This is a genomic window from Bifidobacterium sp. LH_730 (assembly GCF_056355835.1).
In genome coordinates, this window is record NZ_JBKETB010000005.1 from 121,985 (window position 1) to 138,458 (window position 16,474).

At 65.4% G+C, this 16,474-nt stretch carries 10 protein-coding genes and 1 pseudogene; 2 read left to right on the plus strand and 9 right to left on the minus strand.

Features of this window, described 5'->3' with window-relative positions; genetic code table 11:
* Position 1 precedes the first annotated feature (1 nt).
* From obgE to dapE, 5 genes are all read right to left on the minus strand, one after another.
* Positions 2-1,672 carry a GTPase ObgE gene (obgE, locus tag AC1AUD_RS08000; RefSeq protein WP_476573776.1) on the minus strand — a complete coding sequence of 557 codons (1,671 nt, stop codon included), beginning with the start codon at positions 1,670-1,672 and terminating at the stop codon, positions 2-4.
* Between the two features lie 262 nt (positions 1,673-1,934).
* The gene (gene rpmA / locus AC1AUD_RS08005) at positions 1,935-2,186 is read right to left on the minus strand and encodes a 50S ribosomal protein L27 (RefSeq protein ID WP_476573778.1); all 252 of its coding nucleotides are present in this window, start codon (positions 2,184-2,186) and stop codon (positions 1,935-1,937) included.
* A gap of 18 nt (positions 2,187-2,204) precedes the next feature.
* The gene (gene rplU, locus AC1AUD_RS08010) at positions 2,205-2,513 is read right to left on the minus strand and encodes a 50S ribosomal protein L21 (protein WP_476573780.1); all 309 of its coding nucleotides are present in this window, start codon (positions 2,511-2,513) and stop codon (positions 2,205-2,207) included.
* 162 nt (positions 2,514-2,675) lie between these two features.
* A complete protein-coding gene (locus tag AC1AUD_RS08015) occupies positions 2,676-5,861 on the minus strand; it encodes an Rne/Rng family ribonuclease (protein ID WP_476573782.1) in 3,186 nt (1,061 codons plus the stop codon).
* A 476-nt stretch (positions 5,862-6,337) separates the two neighbouring features.
* Entirely contained in the window at positions 6,338-7,522 is a 1,185-nt protein-coding gene (dapE, locus tag AC1AUD_RS08020; RefSeq protein ID WP_476573784.1) for a succinyl-diaminopimelate desuccinylase, read from the minus strand.
* A gap of 146 nt (positions 7,523-7,668) precedes the next feature.
* Here dapE and AC1AUD_RS08025 point away from each other — a divergent pair, with 146 nt between their 5' ends.
* Positions 7,669-8,610, plus strand: coding sequence for an AEC family transporter (locus AC1AUD_RS08025; protein WP_476573786.1), 942 nt, complete (start codon positions 7,669-7,671; stop codon positions 8,608-8,610).
* 78 nt (positions 8,611-8,688) lie between these two features.
* Here AC1AUD_RS08025 and AC1AUD_RS08030 read toward each other — a convergent pair whose 3' ends face one another.
* Positions 8,689-10,149, minus strand: a complete 1,461-nt coding sequence (locus AC1AUD_RS08030) for an MFS transporter (RefSeq protein WP_476573788.1) — start codon at positions 10,147-10,149, stop codon at positions 8,689-8,691.
* A gap of 347 nt (positions 10,150-10,496) precedes the next feature.
* Positions 10,497-11,885, minus strand: a complete 1,389-nt coding sequence (locus AC1AUD_RS08035; RefSeq protein WP_476573790.1) for an alpha-N-arabinofuranosidase — start codon at positions 11,883-11,885, stop codon at positions 10,497-10,499.
* Between the two features lie 342 nt (positions 11,886-12,227).
* On the opposite strand from AC1AUD_RS08035, the gene AC1AUD_RS08040 reads away from it, so the two are divergent.
* The gene (locus AC1AUD_RS08040) at positions 12,228-13,262 is read left to right on the plus strand and encodes a LacI family DNA-binding transcriptional regulator (RefSeq protein WP_476573792.1); all 1,035 of its coding nucleotides are present in this window, start codon (positions 12,228-12,230) and stop codon (positions 13,260-13,262) included.
* A gap of 145 nt (positions 13,263-13,407) precedes the next feature.
* Here the strand turns inward: AC1AUD_RS08040 and AC1AUD_RS08045 are convergent, their stop codons facing one another.
* On the minus strand, positions 13,408-14,853 hold the full coding sequence (locus tag AC1AUD_RS08045; RefSeq protein ID WP_476573794.1) for an FtsX-like permease family protein: 1,446 nt from the start codon (positions 14,851-14,853) through the stop codon (positions 13,408-13,410).
* A 253-nt stretch (positions 14,854-15,106) separates the two neighbouring features.
* A pseudogene (locus AC1AUD_RS08050) lies at positions 15,107-15,811 on the minus strand (ABC transporter ATP-binding protein); the annotation flags it as partial.
* Between the last annotated feature and the right edge of the window lie 663 nt (positions 15,812-16,474).

Here is a 16,474-nt window from a genome sequence, read left to right on the forward strand (position 1 = left end):
GTCACTCGCCCCGGCCGAACAGCGATGTCTCGTCGTGGCGGTCGTCGTCGATGGACGGATCCGCCCAGTGGCCGGCCTCGCGCTCCGCCCGCATGGCCTCGCGCACCGCGGCCTTCGCGTCCATCATCGCGTGGTATTCGCGGCGGCGCTCGGCGTTGGTGCGCCGGCGCGTGCGTCCCTCGTCCTCCTCGAGGCGCAGGTCCTTGCCACGCGCGCCCAGCTGCGTGCCGTCGAGCATCTCGGCGCCCGCCGCGATCGTCGGATCCCAGTCGAAGGACACGGCCCTGACGCCCCGGCCGATGCGCACCTCGTCGCCCGCGCGGGCGCCCTTGTGCCGCAGGGCGTCCTCGACGCCCAGCTTGGCAAGTCGGTCGGCGAGATAGCCCACGGCCTCGTCGTTGTCGAAATTCGTCTGCTGCACCCAGCGCTCCGGCTTGCGGCCGGTGACGGTGAACCAGAAGGAGCCGTCGGCATCCTCCTCGCGCTCGATCTCGAAGTCGACGCCGGTGCCGCCCTCGTCGCCCGAACGACGCCGGCGCCCGCCGGCCTCCCGTCCGAGCGGCTTGATGACGACGCGGGCCTCTTCCTCCTCGGCCTCGCGGCGCGCGACCTCCTCGCGCATCCGGGCCACCATCTCGGCCAGCGCGAAGTTGAGTTCCTTCAGGCCCTCGTGCGAGGCCGTGGACACGATGAACACGCGCATGCCCATCGCCTCGAACTCAGGCCGCACGAATTCGGCGAGCTCCTTGGCCTCGGGCACGTCGGCCTTGTTGAGGATCACGATGCGCGGACGTTCCGGAATCGGAATCGCGCCCAGCGGCAGCTCGAGCGAGCCGGCGTATTCGGCGAGCTCGTTCTCCAGCGCGTGATAATCGGAGACGGGGTCGCGGTCGGGCTCGAGCGTGGCGCAATCGATGACATGGGCGATGATCTCGGTGCGTTCGATATGGCGCAGGAACTCAAGTCCCAGGCCTTTGCCCTGGGAGGCGCCCGGAATCAGGCCCGGCACGTCGGCGATGGTGTATCGACGGTCTCCGGCGACGACGACGCCGAGGTTCGGCACCAGCGTGGTGAAGGGGTAGTCGGCGATCTTCGGCTTGGCGGCGCTCATCGCGGCGATGAGGCTCGACTTGCCGGCCGACGGGAAGCCGACCAGCGCCACGTCGGCGATGGACTTCAATTCGAGCACGACATCGCGTTCCTCGCCAAGCTCGCCAAGCAGGGCGAAGCCCGGGGCGCGCCGCGTCTTGTTGGCCAGCGCGATGTTGCCGAGCCCTCCCATGCCGCCGGCGGCCGCGACGAATCGATCGCCCTCGTGCCGCAGGTCGGCCAGCTCGATGCCGGGGCGCTTGGACTCGCCCGCCGCGCCCTTCGCGCTGAAGACGACGGTGCCGCACGGCACGGGCAGGATCAGGTCCTTGCCCTTGGTGCCGTCCTTGTTGTCCCCCAGTCCCATCGAACCGTCGCCGGCGACGCGATGCGGCATGAATCGATAGTCCAGCAGGCTGGTGGCGTTGCGGTCGGCCACGAATATGACGGAGCCGCCGTCTCCGCCGTTGCCGCCGTTGGGGCCGGCCAGCGGCTTGTATTTCTCACGCCGTATGCCGGCGGAGCCATTGCCTCCGTCCCCACCCTTGACATGCACGGTCACGCGGTCCACGAAATCACTCATATCGCCCAGCTTAGCGCCCACCCCGTCCGTGCCATGCCTTGGGTCAGGCAAAGAATTGTGTATCCGGCCCATGAATTGTGCACCCCTATGACTGCGCGACAACCGAAATCCCAGCGTTCGCACGGAGCATTGCCGGGAACCGATGCACAATTCTTGGGCCAAGTACACAATTCTTGGGCCGGCAGCCATCTTTTCTCAGGATCGCCTCGGCAATAACAAAAAACCGCACCCCGTGGGGTGCGGTCAATCGTTTGAGTCAGGCTCAGGCGGCGATGACGTCGACGACCTTGCGGTCGCGGCGCACGCCGAACTTCACGGAGCCGTCGGACAGCGCGAACAGGGTGTGGTCCTTGCCCATGCCGACGTTCTGGCCCGGGTGGAAGTTGGTGCCACGCTGGCGGACGATGATGTTGCCGGCGACGACGGCCTCGCCACCGAACTTCTTCACACCGAGGTACTGAGGCTTTGAATCGCGACCGTTGCGCGAGCTGGAAGCGCCCTTCTTATGTGCCATGTCTGTTCCTTTCGGGTCTCAGGCGATCGCCGTGATCTTGACGGCGGTCAGCTTCTGGCGATGGCCCTTGCGACGGGCGACGCCGGTCTTGTTCTTGAACTTCTGGATGTTGATCTTCGGGCCCTTGGCCTCGTCGTCAACAACCTCGGCCTTCACCGAGAGCTTGGCCAGATCGGCGGCGCCCAGGGTGACCTTCGCGCCATCGACCACGAGCGCGACCGGGAACTCCACGGTATCGCCCTTCTTCACGTCAAGACGGTTGACGAGGATGACGTCGCCGACCTCGACCTTTTCCTGATGGCCACCGGCCTTCACAATCGCGTACATAACCATTCCTTTATTATCTGGAAAGCTTACTGCCTGACGCACCGAGCCCGTGGTCAGACACCAGCTGTCTAGTGTATACCGCGACATGGACTATCGCAAAGTTTTCGTCCATGTCTGTCAAGCGGGACACGCGGAGAGGCTTCGCCGCATGCCCCGCCGGGCTCATTCCTTGCCCTCGTTCTCGGCGTTGTTCGCGGCCACCGCGGCCGCGGCGATCGCCGCGAGCTTGGCCTTGACGTCCGGGCTGGAGCCCTGCGGCGCCGACACCTGCGTGCCCTGGCCGTGCTTGTTCGTCTTGATGAACGGATCGCCGCCCTTCAAGGCATAGGGGTCGTCGTAGGCCGCGGAGACCGTGGGCTCGTCGTGGAGGATGAAGCCGCGGCCCTTGCAGGTCGGGCATTCCTCCGAGAACGCCTCGACCAGGCCCTGGCCGATGCGCTTGCGCGTCATCTGCACCAGACCGAGCGAGGTGACCTCTGCCACCTGATGCTTGGTGCGGTCGCGCGCCAGGCATTCGACGAGGCGGCGCAGCACCAGATCGCGGTTGGCGGGCATGACCATGTCCACGTAGTCGATCATCACCATGCCGCCGATGTCGCGCAGACGCAGCTGGCGGGCGATCTCCTCGCTGGCCTCGAGGTTGCAGCGGGTGACCGTCTCCTCCAACGACTTGCCCTTGCCGATGAAGCGGCCGGTGTTCACGTCGATGGTGGTCATGGCCTCGGTGCGGTCGATGACGATCGAACCGCCGGAGGGCAGGTAGACCTGGCGCTCCATGCCCTTGCGCAGCTGGGAGTCGATCTGCCACTTGTCGAACACGTCCTTGCCCTCGTGCTCGGCGGGATCCCACCGCTCGAGCTTCTCCTTCAGGTCGGGGGCCATCGTGTCGAGGTATTCCTCGATGCGGTCGTAGACCTTGCCCCCTTCGACGATGAGCTTGGAGAAGTCGTCGTTGAAGATGTCGCGCACGACGCGGATCGCCACATCCGGCTCGCCCTGCAGCAGCTTGGGGCGGCGGCCATGCAGGAACTCGTCGCGCTTCGCGGTGATGCGCTCCCACTGGCGCACCAGGTTCTCGAGGTCCTTGGTGATGGCCTCCTCGGAGGCGCCCTCGGCCGCGGTGCGGATGATGACGCCCATATCCTTCGGGGCGATCTTGGAGACGATGGACTTGAGCCTGCTGCGTTCGCGCTCGGAGAGCTTGCGGCTCACGCCGGTCATGCCGCCGGAGGGCACGAGCACCAGGAAGCGGCCGGCCAGCGTGACCTGGCTGGTCAGGCGGGCGCCCTTGTGTCCGATCGGGTCCTTGGTGACCTGCACCAGCACCGGATCTCCGGACTTGAACGCGAGTTCGATGCGGCGCGGCTGGCCTTCGAGGCGGGCGGCGTCCCAGTTGACCTCGCCGGCGTAGAGCACGCCGTTGCGGGACTGGCCGATGTCGACGAAGGCGGCCTCCATGCTCGGCAGCACGTTCTGCACACGTCCGAGATAGATGTTGCCGACGGTGGCGACCTCCTGGATGTCGGAGACATAGTGCTCGACGAGCACATTGTCCTCGATCACGGAGATCTGGGTGTGGTGCTCCTTCTCACGCACCACCATCAGCCGCTCGACGTTCTCGCGGCGCGCGAGGAAATCCTGCTCCATGAGCTGGCTGACGCGGCTGCGTTCGCGACGGTTGTCGCGGCGGCGCTGGCGCTTGGCCTCAAGACGGGTCGAGCCCTCGATGTCGGTGATCTCGTCGATGTATTGCTGCTTGCGGGAGCGGCGGGCGACGATCTGATCCTCGTCCTGCTCGCCCCTGCCCGAACGACGACGACGGCGCCGACGGGTGACGGACTGCTCCTCCTCGGACCCGCCATGCCCGCGGCCGTTGTCGTCGGCCTCCTGATGGTCCGGCTGATCCTGTTGCTCCTGGCCGGACTGCTGCTGGGCGGATCCGGAGCGGCGGCGCCGACGGCGCGAACGCGTGGGAGCGTCGGATTCATCGTCAAGGTCGGCCTCGGTGATCGGCGCATAGGCGATGTCGTCGAGCTCGAGGTCCTCCTCGATCTGCTCGACCTCCGCCGCGGCGCGGCGTTCCTGCGCGTTGAGCCTGCGGCTGCGGCCGCGACGCGAGGACTCCTCGGCCTCGTCATGTGTCTCCTGGCCGTCCTCGCGTTCCGCGCGTTGGCGGGAGGGACGCCCGTCATGATCATCCTGGTCGTCGCGCGAACGGTTGGAACGGCGGCTCCCGCCATCGTTGCGCCCATCGCGATCATCACGCTCGTCGCGGGCAGGCCCTCTGCGCGAACGGGAGCCGCGCGAGGAACGGGATTCCTTGGCCCAGTCGTCGTAATCATCGCCCTCGTCCGACTCCATGTCGTCACGGCGGCGCGAGGCGGGCAGCACAGGCTCCTGGAACAGCAGCGAGGCCATGGGACGCGAACCGCGGGCGTCGATGCGGTCGTCCTCGTCGTCATGGTCGCTGAACAGCGAGTCAAGGGCCTCGAAGGCACGCTCGTCACGACGCGCCTCGTCGTCATTGCGGCGCAGGCGACGGCGGGGGGAACGCCCATCCAGATCGTCACGGTCGTCGCGGCCATCGCGGTCGTCACGGCGCGAACGGGAACCACGCGGCTCCTCGTCATCCCAATCATCGTCACGATGCGAACGGCGCGGGCGGCGGTCATAGTCGTCGGCCTCGTCATCGTAACGGCGGCGGCGATCGTCGATTTCGCGGTCGTCGTATCCACGGCGCGGCCGGTCGGAGGTCTCGGCGGTGGAACGGGCCGAGCGGCGGCGCGTGCGCGTCGCGACCTTGGGCTGCTCGTCCTCGTTGTCCGCGGCCTGCGGATTGCCATCCGCGTCTTCGGGAGTCTCAACGGGTTCGGCCGCGGTCTTGCGACGGCGGGCACTGGGGGTCTCCTCCACCTTGAGCTCGAGGGAGGCACCAGCGGCGCCGGCGCCACGCACCACGCGGCGGCCGCCGCGGCGGCGGCGCGGGGCGGGCTGTTCCTCGGCTGCGGGCGCATCCGAATCGACCGCTTGCGCGGCGGCCTCGGACGATTCGTCGGCGACCGCGGCCTCGCTCTTCGTGGTTCTGCGCGTTCCGGAGGAGGCACGGCGCGTCGGCTTGGTTTCCTCCTCGGATTTGCCGGCCTCGTTCGACTCCTTGCCGCTGGACGACGCCTGGTCATCCTGGTCAGCGGTCTTCGTCCTGCGGGTGGCGCGGCGGGCATGGGTCGGGGGCGCGGGCGGCTCGGAAGCCGCCGCGGCGGCCGCTTCGACCGTCTGTTCGTCGTTAGGTGTGGCTGCATTCATGGCTTCGTCGGATGCGACGACGCCATCGCTTTTCTTAGTGGGCACGATGCTCCTTGCGACACGCTGCATCGCATCGCCGTCCTGGCCTCGCACGGCTGTCACGCCACGCTCTCACCGTGGCCGCGCTTCAATCGCGCCCGAGGAGGCAACTGTCAAAAAGTCTCTCTACGCACTTGGCGGACACCGGCGCTCGCGCCATCATTGCGGGCCACGAGGGGATCGACGCCTTGTACGTCTCGCGGTGGCCATGCAGAACCACCATCCCTCAGTATGCCACATTTTTCACAAAACGACGCATCCGCCACCAAAAGTCGGCATCCCGGCCAACCAACGGCCCCCATATCCCTGTGTATCCCCGTGCCCGCGCCGACATTCCCCGTACGGTTTTCCGCACGCAAACGAACCCCTTGCGGAAAATCGTACGGATAGCGGACCGTTCCGATACGGTTTTCCGCACGGCCTTCGTGAGGGTGCGGAAAACCGTATCCGGCCGACCGGCAGACGGCCGGCCGAACCGTGGGCTAGCCCAGCCAGTCGCGCAGGATGCCGTCCATCAGCGTCAGATCGGACTCGGGCAGCTGCTCGTCCTGCTTGTGGGCCAGCAGTGGGTCGCCGGCGCCGAGATTGACGGCCGGAATCCCCAGCAGCGCGAACCGCGCCACATCCGTCCAGCCCAGCTTGGCCAGCGGCTCGCGCCCCGTGCGCTCGCGCACCAGCGACGCCAGCGACTGGGCCAGCGGCGAGTCCATGCCCGGCCGCGCGGACGGCGACTCGTCCTTCATCTCGATGCCGAAGCCCTCGAACATGCCGCCGGTCGCGACATGCTCGCCATTGCCCATCTCGGCGCCGGCGTCCGCGCCCATCATCAGCGCCTTCGCCTCGGGCAGCGTCTTGTCGGGCGCGAAACGGTAGTTGACGTGGATGCGGCACTCGTCGGGGATGACATTCGTGCCCTTGCCGCCGGAGATCAGCGTGGCGTTGACGCCCTCGCGGTAGACCAGCCCGTCCACCTCGACATCGCGCGGCTCATAGTCGGCCAGCCGCCGCAACACCTCCGCCGCCTTGTGGATCGCGTTCTCGCCCATCCAGGCGCGCGCCGAATGCGCGGCGACCCCGTGCGTAATCACATCGAAGCGCATCGTGCCGTTGCATCCGCCCTCGATGCCGCAATTCGTCGGCTCGCCGATAATCGCGAAATCGCCGGCGATCCAGTCGGGATGCGCCTCGACGACCTTCCTCAAGCCGTTCTTCTCGGCGACGACCTCCTCGTGGTCGTAGAACACGAAGGTCAGGTCGTGGCGCGGCTCGGTCAGCGTGGCGGCAAGATAGAGCATCACCGCGTCGGAGCCCTTCATATCGGTGGCTCCGCGCCCCCACATCACGCGCTCGCCGGGATGCGCGGCGGCGATCTCCGGGCGGATGCGCGGGTCGCCGGGCTCGAACCAAGCCGGCGGGAAATTGTCGATAATCGGCACCGTGTCGAGATGCCCGCACAGAATCACGCGATGCTCGCGCCCCAGCGAGGTCGAGGCGACGATGGTGTCGCCGTGGCGGCGCACCGTCAGATGCGGCAGCGTGCGAAGGAACGCCTCGGTCATATCGGCGAGCGCGCCCTCCTCGTCGGACACGGAGCGCACCTCCATGATCTGCGTCAAAAGGGCGGAAAGGGCGGCGGAACGGTCCAAGCCGGTGATATCAAAGGTCATGGCGTTCATCCTACCGCGCGGTCGGCGGTCACAACTCGGCAGATAGCCCCGGAAAACCCACGAAACGAGGTCCTATCCCCGGTTTTGTGACCGCCACAACGTGAGACGCCCGCCCTCGCACCCCACGACTATGACAGACTGGGGCCATGGGTTTGTTGAGCGCTTTGCAGGGATTCTGTGTCATCGGCATCGTCATCTTCGTCGGATACGTCGCCGCGCGCATGCGGATCGGCGGGCCGACCGCGCAGATGGTGCTCAACCGGTTCTCGTTCTTCGTGTCAAGCCCCTGCCTGATGTTCGCGATCCTGTCGAAGGAGCCGATCTTCGACATCTTCCATCCCTCGATCATCGTCGCGTTCCTGTCGGCCGTGCTGGTCGGGCTCGTGTTCCTGGCGCTGAACCGCGCCTTCTTCCATCTGAAGGCCGCCGATGCGACGATCGGCGCTCTCAACTCGCTGTATCTCAACTCGAATAACATCGGCCTGCCGATCGCCACCTACATCCTCGGCGACCCGGCGCTGGTGGCGCCGATCCTGGTCATGCAGCAGGCGCTGTTCACGCCGATCGGACTGACCGTGCTCGATGTGACGACCAAGGGCAAGGTGTCGGCGCGCGAGATCCTCAAGCAGCCGCTGCACCAACCGCTGCTCATCGGCTCGCTGCTCGGCATCGCGGTGTCGGCCATCGCCGGCGTGAGCGGCAGCTATCCGATTCCGCAGTTCATCTTCGACCCGATCGACATGATCGGCGACTCGGCCGTGCCGATGATCCTCATGGCCTTCGGCATGTCGCTGCACGGCTCCAAGCCGTTGCAGAAGAAGGGCGACCGGCCTGCCATCTTCACGGTTGCAGTGCTGAAGAACATCGTGATGCCGGCGATCGCTTTCCTCCTCGCCTACTTCGCGATGGGCTTCCGCGGCCCCGAGCTCTACGCCTGCGTCGTGCTCGCCGCGCTGCCCACCGGCCAGAACGTCTACAACTACGCCGCCCGATACAACGTCGGCCTGCAGTTCGCGCGCGACGGCATCCTGCTGTCGACGATGACCAGCCCCATCTTCATCGCGCTGGTGGCCGTGCTGCTGGGCTGAGGGGCGAAAAACAAAACCCGGTGAGGCAACGCCCTCAGGCGTCACCTCACCGGGCTGGAATCGCTCAGCGACCTAAGGTCACTTGGCGCTTGCGGCCGCTTCCTTGGCCGCAACGGCCTTGGCGTCGGCCTCATCCAGCAGACGCTGGAACTCGGGATCGGGGGCCGGCGCGCCCTCGTCACGCCACTTGGCCAGATCGACCATCACGCGCGGGAAGATCTTGTCGATGCGATACATGGCCATGAGCACGATGCACACCGCGAAGAAGATAATCGGCAGCCACACGTAGATCTGGTCGATGGCGGCCATGGCGCGGGCGCTCTGCACGTCCTTCTCGCCGTCGTATCCGCCGAAGCCGAGCACCCAGCCGACCATGGCGGTGCCGATGCCCAGGCCGATCTTCTGGCCCAGCGAACCGCCGGAGTACAGCAGGCCCTCCACGCGGATCTTGGTCTTCCAGTAGCCATATTCGATGGTGTCGGGGAAGAAGGCCCAGATGGAGCCCAGGATCGGGCCGTAGCCGATGCCCTTCATGACCTGGGTGAACATGATGAACTCATAGCTGCTCTTGTTGATCAGCGGCAGCAGGTAGGCCACGATGGTGATGACCAGGCAGACGATGACGACCTTGGTCTTGCCGAACTTCGGGAACAGCTTGGTGCAGGCCAGCAGACCGACCATGGCCGGCAGCAGGTAGGCCAGCGTCAGCACGCCGACGGCGCCTTCGTCATGCAGGTAGTACTTGGCGTAGTAGACCAGCGAGCCCTGGGTCAGCGAGTAGGCGACATGGAAGAACGCCAGGAAGCCGAAGGCCATGAACCAGTACTTGTTCTTGAGCCAGGCCTTGACCTCGACCTTGAAGGGATAGCGGCTCTTGTTCTTGGTGCCCTTGGCGATGTTGACGCGCTCGCGCTGGGTGCCGAACACGATCCAGAACAGGATGCAGGCCACGACGGACAGCACGGTGTAGCCGAGCACCCAGCCCATCTGGCCGCCGCCGAAGGCGTTGACCAGCGGCATGGTGGCGTTGGTGATGATCAGGATGCCGCACTGGGCGAGGAACATACGGGAGATGTTGAGCTTCTCGCGCTGCTCCTGGTCCTGGGTGACCAGCGAATTCAACGTGCCGTAGGGGATGGCCATGGAGGAGAAGGCGACCATCAGGATGTTGTACGACAGGAAGATGTAGATGATCTTGGCGGTGTCGGAGGCGTTGTGGGGCACCGCGAACAGCAACACGGTCAGCGCGCCGAACGGGATGGCGCCGAACAGCAGCCACGGACGGGCCTTGCCCCAGCGGGAGTGGGTCTTGTCGACCAGGGTTCCGACGCACACATCGATGATGCCGTCGAAGGAACGGGACACCAGCATGATCGTGCCGATGACGGCGGCGCTGATGCCGACGACATCCGTGTAGAAGTACACGACGAACATGCCCAGCGAGCCGAAGGTGAAGTTGATCGCCATATCGCCGAAACCATAGGCGACATAGTCCTTCAGCCCGAGCTTCTCTTTGAAGCTGCTGATTGCGCTACTCATGAATTCTCTCCATATGGTGGGGTGTACGGTTCATGCGAACCGTGGATTGCCAGCACAGTCCCCACACTTGCCCCACCCCAATCCCAAAACCACGAAAATGAGGCGCGGAAAGTGACCTATGCTTGGCTTTCCTCTCTAATTGTCAGCGTTGTTAGCGCTAACAGAGAAACAAGTGTATACATGGCGGCGACAAATACGAACACACGACCGACATACGGCCGCCATATGGAGACCGCCAATGGCAACGTCAACACGCGCACACGCCGGATATGGGAGGGCCCGGTTCGCCGCCCCGCCTCGCATGGAGGAGGGACATCGAACCGGGCCAGGACAGCCATTCGGCTGCGTCACAGGGCGTAGACCAGCACGTTCCACGAGGCGGCGGGCAGCTCCACCGCACCATCGGCTCCCGCGACGGCCGGCAGCTCGGCAGGCACGACGGCCTCGGGATCCTCGAAGGTGTTGCGGCGCTTGAAGTCGTCGCCGGTGAGCACGCTGTGGCGCACCAGCTTCGGCTGGGCGGCGAAGCCGCGGAACTCGGGCGTGAAACCGGCCGGCGCCTCGAGGTCGCTGTTCAGCGCGAACACGCGCAGCTCGCCGGCGGCCTCGTCGAGCACGGCGGCGGAGACCACATCCGGCACCTCGCCGACGCGGCTGGCGTGCGTGGCTCCGGAGCCGATGCCCCTGAGCACGACGCCGCGCCCGTAGCGGGTCAGATCCGCGAAGGGATAGAAGATGGTCTGCTTGAGCAGCTGTCCGTCTTCGTTCGTGGTGATCGGCGCGATCACGTTGATGAGCTGCGCCAGGCATGCGATGGACACGATGTCGACGTTGTTGAGGATGGAGATGCCCAGGCCGCCGACCGTCAGCGCGTCGATCAGCGAATACTTCTCCTGGAGGATGGGCGGGTGCTCCTCCCACTTGCCGGCGCTGGTCAGCTCGAAGGTGTCCTTGCCGTTGAGGTCCTCCATCGAGTCCATCTTGATGTCCTGGAAGTTCCACACATTCCATTCGTCGAGGCAGATCCTGATGTCGCGGTCGTCCTCATGGCCGCGCTTCTTGTCGCGGTTGAGCTCGATGGCGTGGCGCGTGTTGTTGATGTGCTCGTCCAGCTCCTTCCACGAGGCGAGGAAGTCCACGTCGCTCATCTGGCCCTGCATCGTGTAATAGTGCGTGGAGACGTAGTCGACGTAGCGATACAGCTCCTTCAAGACCAGCGAGTCCCATTCGAGGTATTCGGGCAGCATCTGATAGCTGGTGCCGCACACGACGAGTTTGATGTCGCGGTCCACCCACTTCATCATCTTGGCGGCCTCGCGCGCCTTCTTGGCATAGTCCTCGGCCGACAGATGGCCCGCCTGCCACGTGCCCTCCATCTCGTTGCCGAGGCACCAGTACTTGACGCCGTAGGGCTCGGGATGGCCGTTCTTGGCGCGCAGGTCGCTCCAGTAGGTGCCGCCTGGATGGTTGCAGTATTCGACGAGCTCGGCCGCCGAACGGATGGAGCCGGTGCCCAGGTTGACGGCGATCATCGGCTCGACGCCGACCTCCTCGCACCACTGGCAGAAGTCATCGATGCCGAACTGGTTCGTCTCGATGCTCGACCAGGCGAATTCCATGGTCTTGGGCCGCTGGTCCTTCGGGCCGATGCCGTCCTTCCAGTTGTAGTTCGAGACGAAATTGCCGCCCGGGTAGCGCACGACGCCGAGGTTGAGGCCCTTGACGACCTCTTTCACATCCTTTCGGAAACCTTTCGCATCCGAGAACGGCTTGCCGGGATCATATATGCCTTCATAAATGGAACGGCCCAGATGCTCGGTGAAGGAGCTCCATACGTTGGCGTCAATCGGGCCAACCGTGAAATCCTTGTCAAATATGCATTTCGATGTCATCTCTACCTCGTTGTCCATAACTTCTACGTTATATCGGCAACCATCAATCGATATTGTCGACAAGAAACAGAATACATTATTTTTATTTATATGCAAACTTTTCTAAAGAAATATTTCGTTCCAATATGCCGATTGCAGGGTCCCGGGATATACTGCTTTCAGATATCCGACAGCATGAGAACAACCGTGAGCACAGACCAGCGCAACACCCAGAAAATAACCCTCGCCGACATCGCGCGACTCGCCGACGTGTCCGCCCCGACTGTGTCCAAGGTCATCAACGGGCGGCAGGGCGTGTCCGACAGCACACGCAGCCGCATCCTGGAAGTGATCAAACAGCACAACTACGTCTCCCCCATCGCGCCCAGCGCGCGCCGGACAGGCATCGTCGAATTGCTCATCTCGCACCCGCACACCGCCTGGGCCGACGAGGTGCTCGCCGGCACCCTCGCCGGACTGGAAGGCAGTGGCTTCACCCCGGCCGTCACCGCATGCCCGCCCGTGGAATGGAGCTTCGATCCCTGGATCGACGACGCGGTGCGCCACGGTGCGTCCGGCGCCATGATCTGCCTGACGAACATCCCGCCCGCGGGGATCGCGCGCCTGCGCAAAGCGGGCATCGAGGTCGTGCTCATGGACCCCACCGGCGTGGTGCCCCCCGATGTGTCGATGATCGGCTCATCCGACTACCAGGGCGCCAACGACGCGACCCGGCATCTGGTGGAGCTCGGGCACCGCCGCATCGCGTTCCTGCAGGGGCCGGAGGAATGGCACACCTGCCGCGCGCGGTTTAACGGCTTCCGCTCCATGATGGAGGAGGCGGGCATCCCGATCGACCCCGATCTGGTGACCGGCAGCGTCTATTACTACGAGGACGGATACGCATGCGGCCAACGGCTGTTCGCCATGGACGACCCGCCGACCGCCGTGTTCGCCTCCAGCGACATGCAGGCGGCGGGACTCTACCAGGCCGCGCGCGAGGCGGGGCTCGCCATCCCCCGGGACGTCTCGATCGTCGGCTTCGACGACCTGCCCTATGTCCAGTTCCTCGATCCGCAACTGACCACCGTGCACCACGCCATCCAGGACATGGCCAAGCTCGGCGCGGAAACGTTGGTCGAGCTCATCAACGGCAGGAAGACGCTGACGCGCATCGACATGCTCACCCACCTCGAGGTGCGCGGCAGCACGGCGCCGCCGAGAACGCGGGCCGCCGCCTAGTTGGCCGTCGGGCCGTCGGCCGTCCATCCGCCCGACGGCCAACCTACGATCCTCTGGCCGACCGGTCACCTCTCCGACCGTCCGCCCGCTGGTCGGATCGTTCAGCGGGCCGTCTGGCGATCCGACCGACGGCCCATCAGACGCCTCAGTCGTCGGCGCGGTAGTCGGCGAGGTTCAGCCTGGCTGCCACACGGTTCGAGGCGAGCGCTCCGAACGAGACGAGCGCGAAGCAGAGCGCGATGCCGCCGGCGAAGCTCAGCAGCGTGCCCGGCGAGGTCATGGCCTGCGCGAACATCGGCATCATCAGCGCGAAGGAACACGCCGCGCCCACAACCACCACGGTTTTCAGCGGCAGCAGCACCTCGATGAAACGCGCCCGGTTCAGCGTGCGCGCATCGGTGCCCTCCAGCACCAGCATGCGGTATTCGTTGGCCTGGTCATAGACCGACCCCGCCTGCATCACACCCGAGCTGACGGCGGCAAGCACCGCGGCGAACACCAGCGTCAACAGGCCGCCGGTGCCGATATCGCGGAAAAAGATCGTGGCCGCGGAATCGGCGGCGCTTCCGCCCGCCTCGCTGAAGAAGCTGGCGATCGAGGTCAATCCGGCGATGAACACGGCCAAGGCGATGCCGGAGACATTGCGCCACGCCCGCTTGGGATTGTCGAGGATGCGGCGCACGGCGATCATCGTCGCGGCATCCTTGGGGTGACGCGCCTTGGCACGCACCCGGGCGGCCACCAGCCACGAGCCGATGAGGTTGACCAATGCGAACGGCAGCGCGATGAAGCCGAAGGAAATCGCATACACCGCCACCGTGCCAAGTCCGCTGAACAGTTGCATATTGCCCAACGCCGCCAAGGCCACGACGAACACCGCCACGAACACAACCGCGCGCCACTTCGCCGGCAGCGGCTGGGAGTGACGGGCCGTGACACCCAGCGGCGTGATGGCGACGCGACGCAGCGTGAGCAGCGAGGACACCAGCGCCAGCAGCGTCACGCCAAGCACGGTGACCAGCAACGCCAACGGCCCCACCCAGAGTTCGGCGAGCGTGAAATGCGTGCCTTGGAAGCTGAGCAGCATAATCAGCGGCATGCCCGCGGCATAGACGCTGATGCCGAACAGCGCGCCGAGCAGCGCCTGACCGGTCGCGTCGAGCGCGGCCAACGCCATGACCTGCCCCTGCGTCGCCCCGGCCAAACGGAGCGCGGCGAGCCGCTGGTCGCGCCGGGATGCGGCGAGCCGGGCCGCGGAACCGGCCAACGATACGAAGGGCACGACCAGCAGGATGCAGGCGAAGATCGCAAGCACCACATAATTGCTGGCGTAGTAGGCGATGTCGTCGGGATTGACGATGCGATGCGCCCAACGTTCCTGCGCACCGGGCGCGCAGGCGGCTTGGTTCATCAGGCAGTGCAGCGTGCCGTCGGCGGAGGCGCGCGTCAGAAAGCCGTGGACGCCGCCGAGCACCGTGAGGAATATCGCGGTGGCGGCGGTGAAGGCGATGACGGCAAGCGCCGAGATGCGCCCGGAGGAACCCCGCGCTCCCGGGCGATGGAAGAGTTTCCACAGCTGGATGGCGTTCATATCAGCGCTCCCCTCCGATCCAACCGCGGCCAGGGTCGGCCGGGTGCGCGGTGAAGTCGTTGGAGTTGTCGGCCGGGTTGGTGATCGGCTGAGGCGGATGAACCGTCTGCATTTGCGGAGCCGGCCGATTCGACAGAACAGCCGCGGCCTGTGGGATCTGCCGACCTTGCAAAACCTCCGTCGTATTCTGGATCGTTTGCACTGGTGGAACCGCCGTTGTCCGTGAAGACCGCTGCCCCTGCGACGCGGTCAGCAACATGCCGTCGCGCATGGTGACGGTCCGCGAGCAGAAGGCCGCCACATTCGCGTCGTGGGTGACCACCACCACGGCCGAGCCGTTGTCGCGCGCGGCTTGCATAAGAATCGACATCACCTCGCGTCCAGTGGCTTGATCGAGCGCGCCAGTGGGCTCGTCGGCGAAGACGACGGCGGGTTTGACGGCCAGCGCGCGGGCGATGGCGATGCGCTGCATCTGGCCACCGCTCATCTCGCCGGGGCGCTGCGCGGCCAAAGCCCTGAGCCCCAGGCGCTCGAGCCACAGCATGGCCGTGTCAATGGCCTGCCGATACCCCACGCCGTCGAGCATCATCGGCAGCGCGATGTTCTCGATGGCGGGCAGTTCCGGCAACAGCTGCCCAGATTGAAAGACGAATCCAAAGGCGGAGCGGCGCAGTTTGGTGCGATCCTCGTCGGGCAACGCTCCAAGGCTGACGCCCCGATAGCTCACGGTGCCGCTGGTCGGGGTGATGATGCCGGCGAGCGCGTGCAACAGCGTCGATTTGCCGGAACCCGACGGCCCCATGACGGCGACGGATTCGCCTTCGTGCAGTTGAAGGCTCACATGGTCGAGGGCCAGCGGATGCATCGCCGCGGACATCGTGCCCGCGGGAGCATGGCCACGTTGTGCGCGGGCGAGGTCGGCGGAGTAGTCCATCACGAGGTCCTGCGCCACGAGGATGGCGGGGGCGGACTGTATTGCATGTGCTGCGAAGATGGCAGGTCCCGTCTGCGCTGCCTGTGCCGCCGTGGCCCCGGTCTTCGTTGTTGCATGCGCCGGCGCCACGGGCATGGCCGTCCCGTTTTCGGCGGATTGCGGCCTCCCAACCCAGCTGGGCTGCGATTGGACGGTCTGATACGGCTGGCCGTTCCGCGCGGCCGTGGGATATGCTGTTTCGTTCATATTCCCAAGCTATGGCCGCGCGACCGCGCATGATATCGGGCAGCAGGACGATATCTGGGCTCGCATCATCCCTTGGGATGAACCGTCAATGCCTCATCCCCCTCAGCCATCGGCGCAATATCTAGAGGAAAGGAGACAACGCGCCACCCACACCGTTTCAGCGGCACAATCTTCAGAAGAAGAGCAAGCTGTTCTGAAAAACGTGCCACTCACGCTGCCTCAGTGGCACAAAACTCAGAAGACCTGCGTGTTGTTCCGAAAAACGTGCCGCTCACATCATCTCAGTGGAACAATATTCGGAAGTATGGCGTGTTGTTCTGAGAAAAGTGCCGCTCACATCACCTCAGCGGCACAATTCCCGGAAGAACGGCATGTTATTCCGAACTTTGTGCCGCTTGCAACGTCTCAGCGTCACGACACTGAGACGGTCTGCGTGTTGTT

Bases quoted from the DNA above. Each gene is read 5' to 3' on its own strand.
- obgE (WP_476573776.1), bottom strand. From the start codon at position 1,672: ATGAGTGATTTCGTGGACCGCGTGACCGTGCATGTCAAGGGTGGGGAC.
- rpmA (WP_476573778.1), bottom strand. From the start codon at position 2,186: ATGGCACATAAGAAGGGCGCTTCCAGCTCGCGCAACGGTCGCGATTCA.
- rplU (WP_476573780.1), bottom strand. From the start codon at position 2,513: ATGTACGCGATTGTGAAGGCCGGTGGCCATCAGGAAAAGGTCGAGGTC.
- dapE (WP_476573784.1), bottom strand. From the start codon at position 7,522: ATGACCTTTGATATCACCGGCTTGGACCGTTCCGCCGCCCTTTCCGCC.
- AC1AUD_RS08025 (WP_476573786.1), top strand. From the start codon at position 7,669: ATGGGTTTGTTGAGCGCTTTGCAGGGATTCTGTGTCATCGGCATCGTC.
- AC1AUD_RS08030 (WP_476573788.1), bottom strand. From the start codon at position 10,149: ATGAGTAGCGCAATCAGCAGCTTCAAAGAGAAGCTCGGGCTGAAGGAC.
- AC1AUD_RS08045 (WP_476573794.1), bottom strand. From the start codon at position 14,853: ATGAACGCCATCCAGCTGTGGAAACTCTTCCATCGCCCGGGAGCGCGG.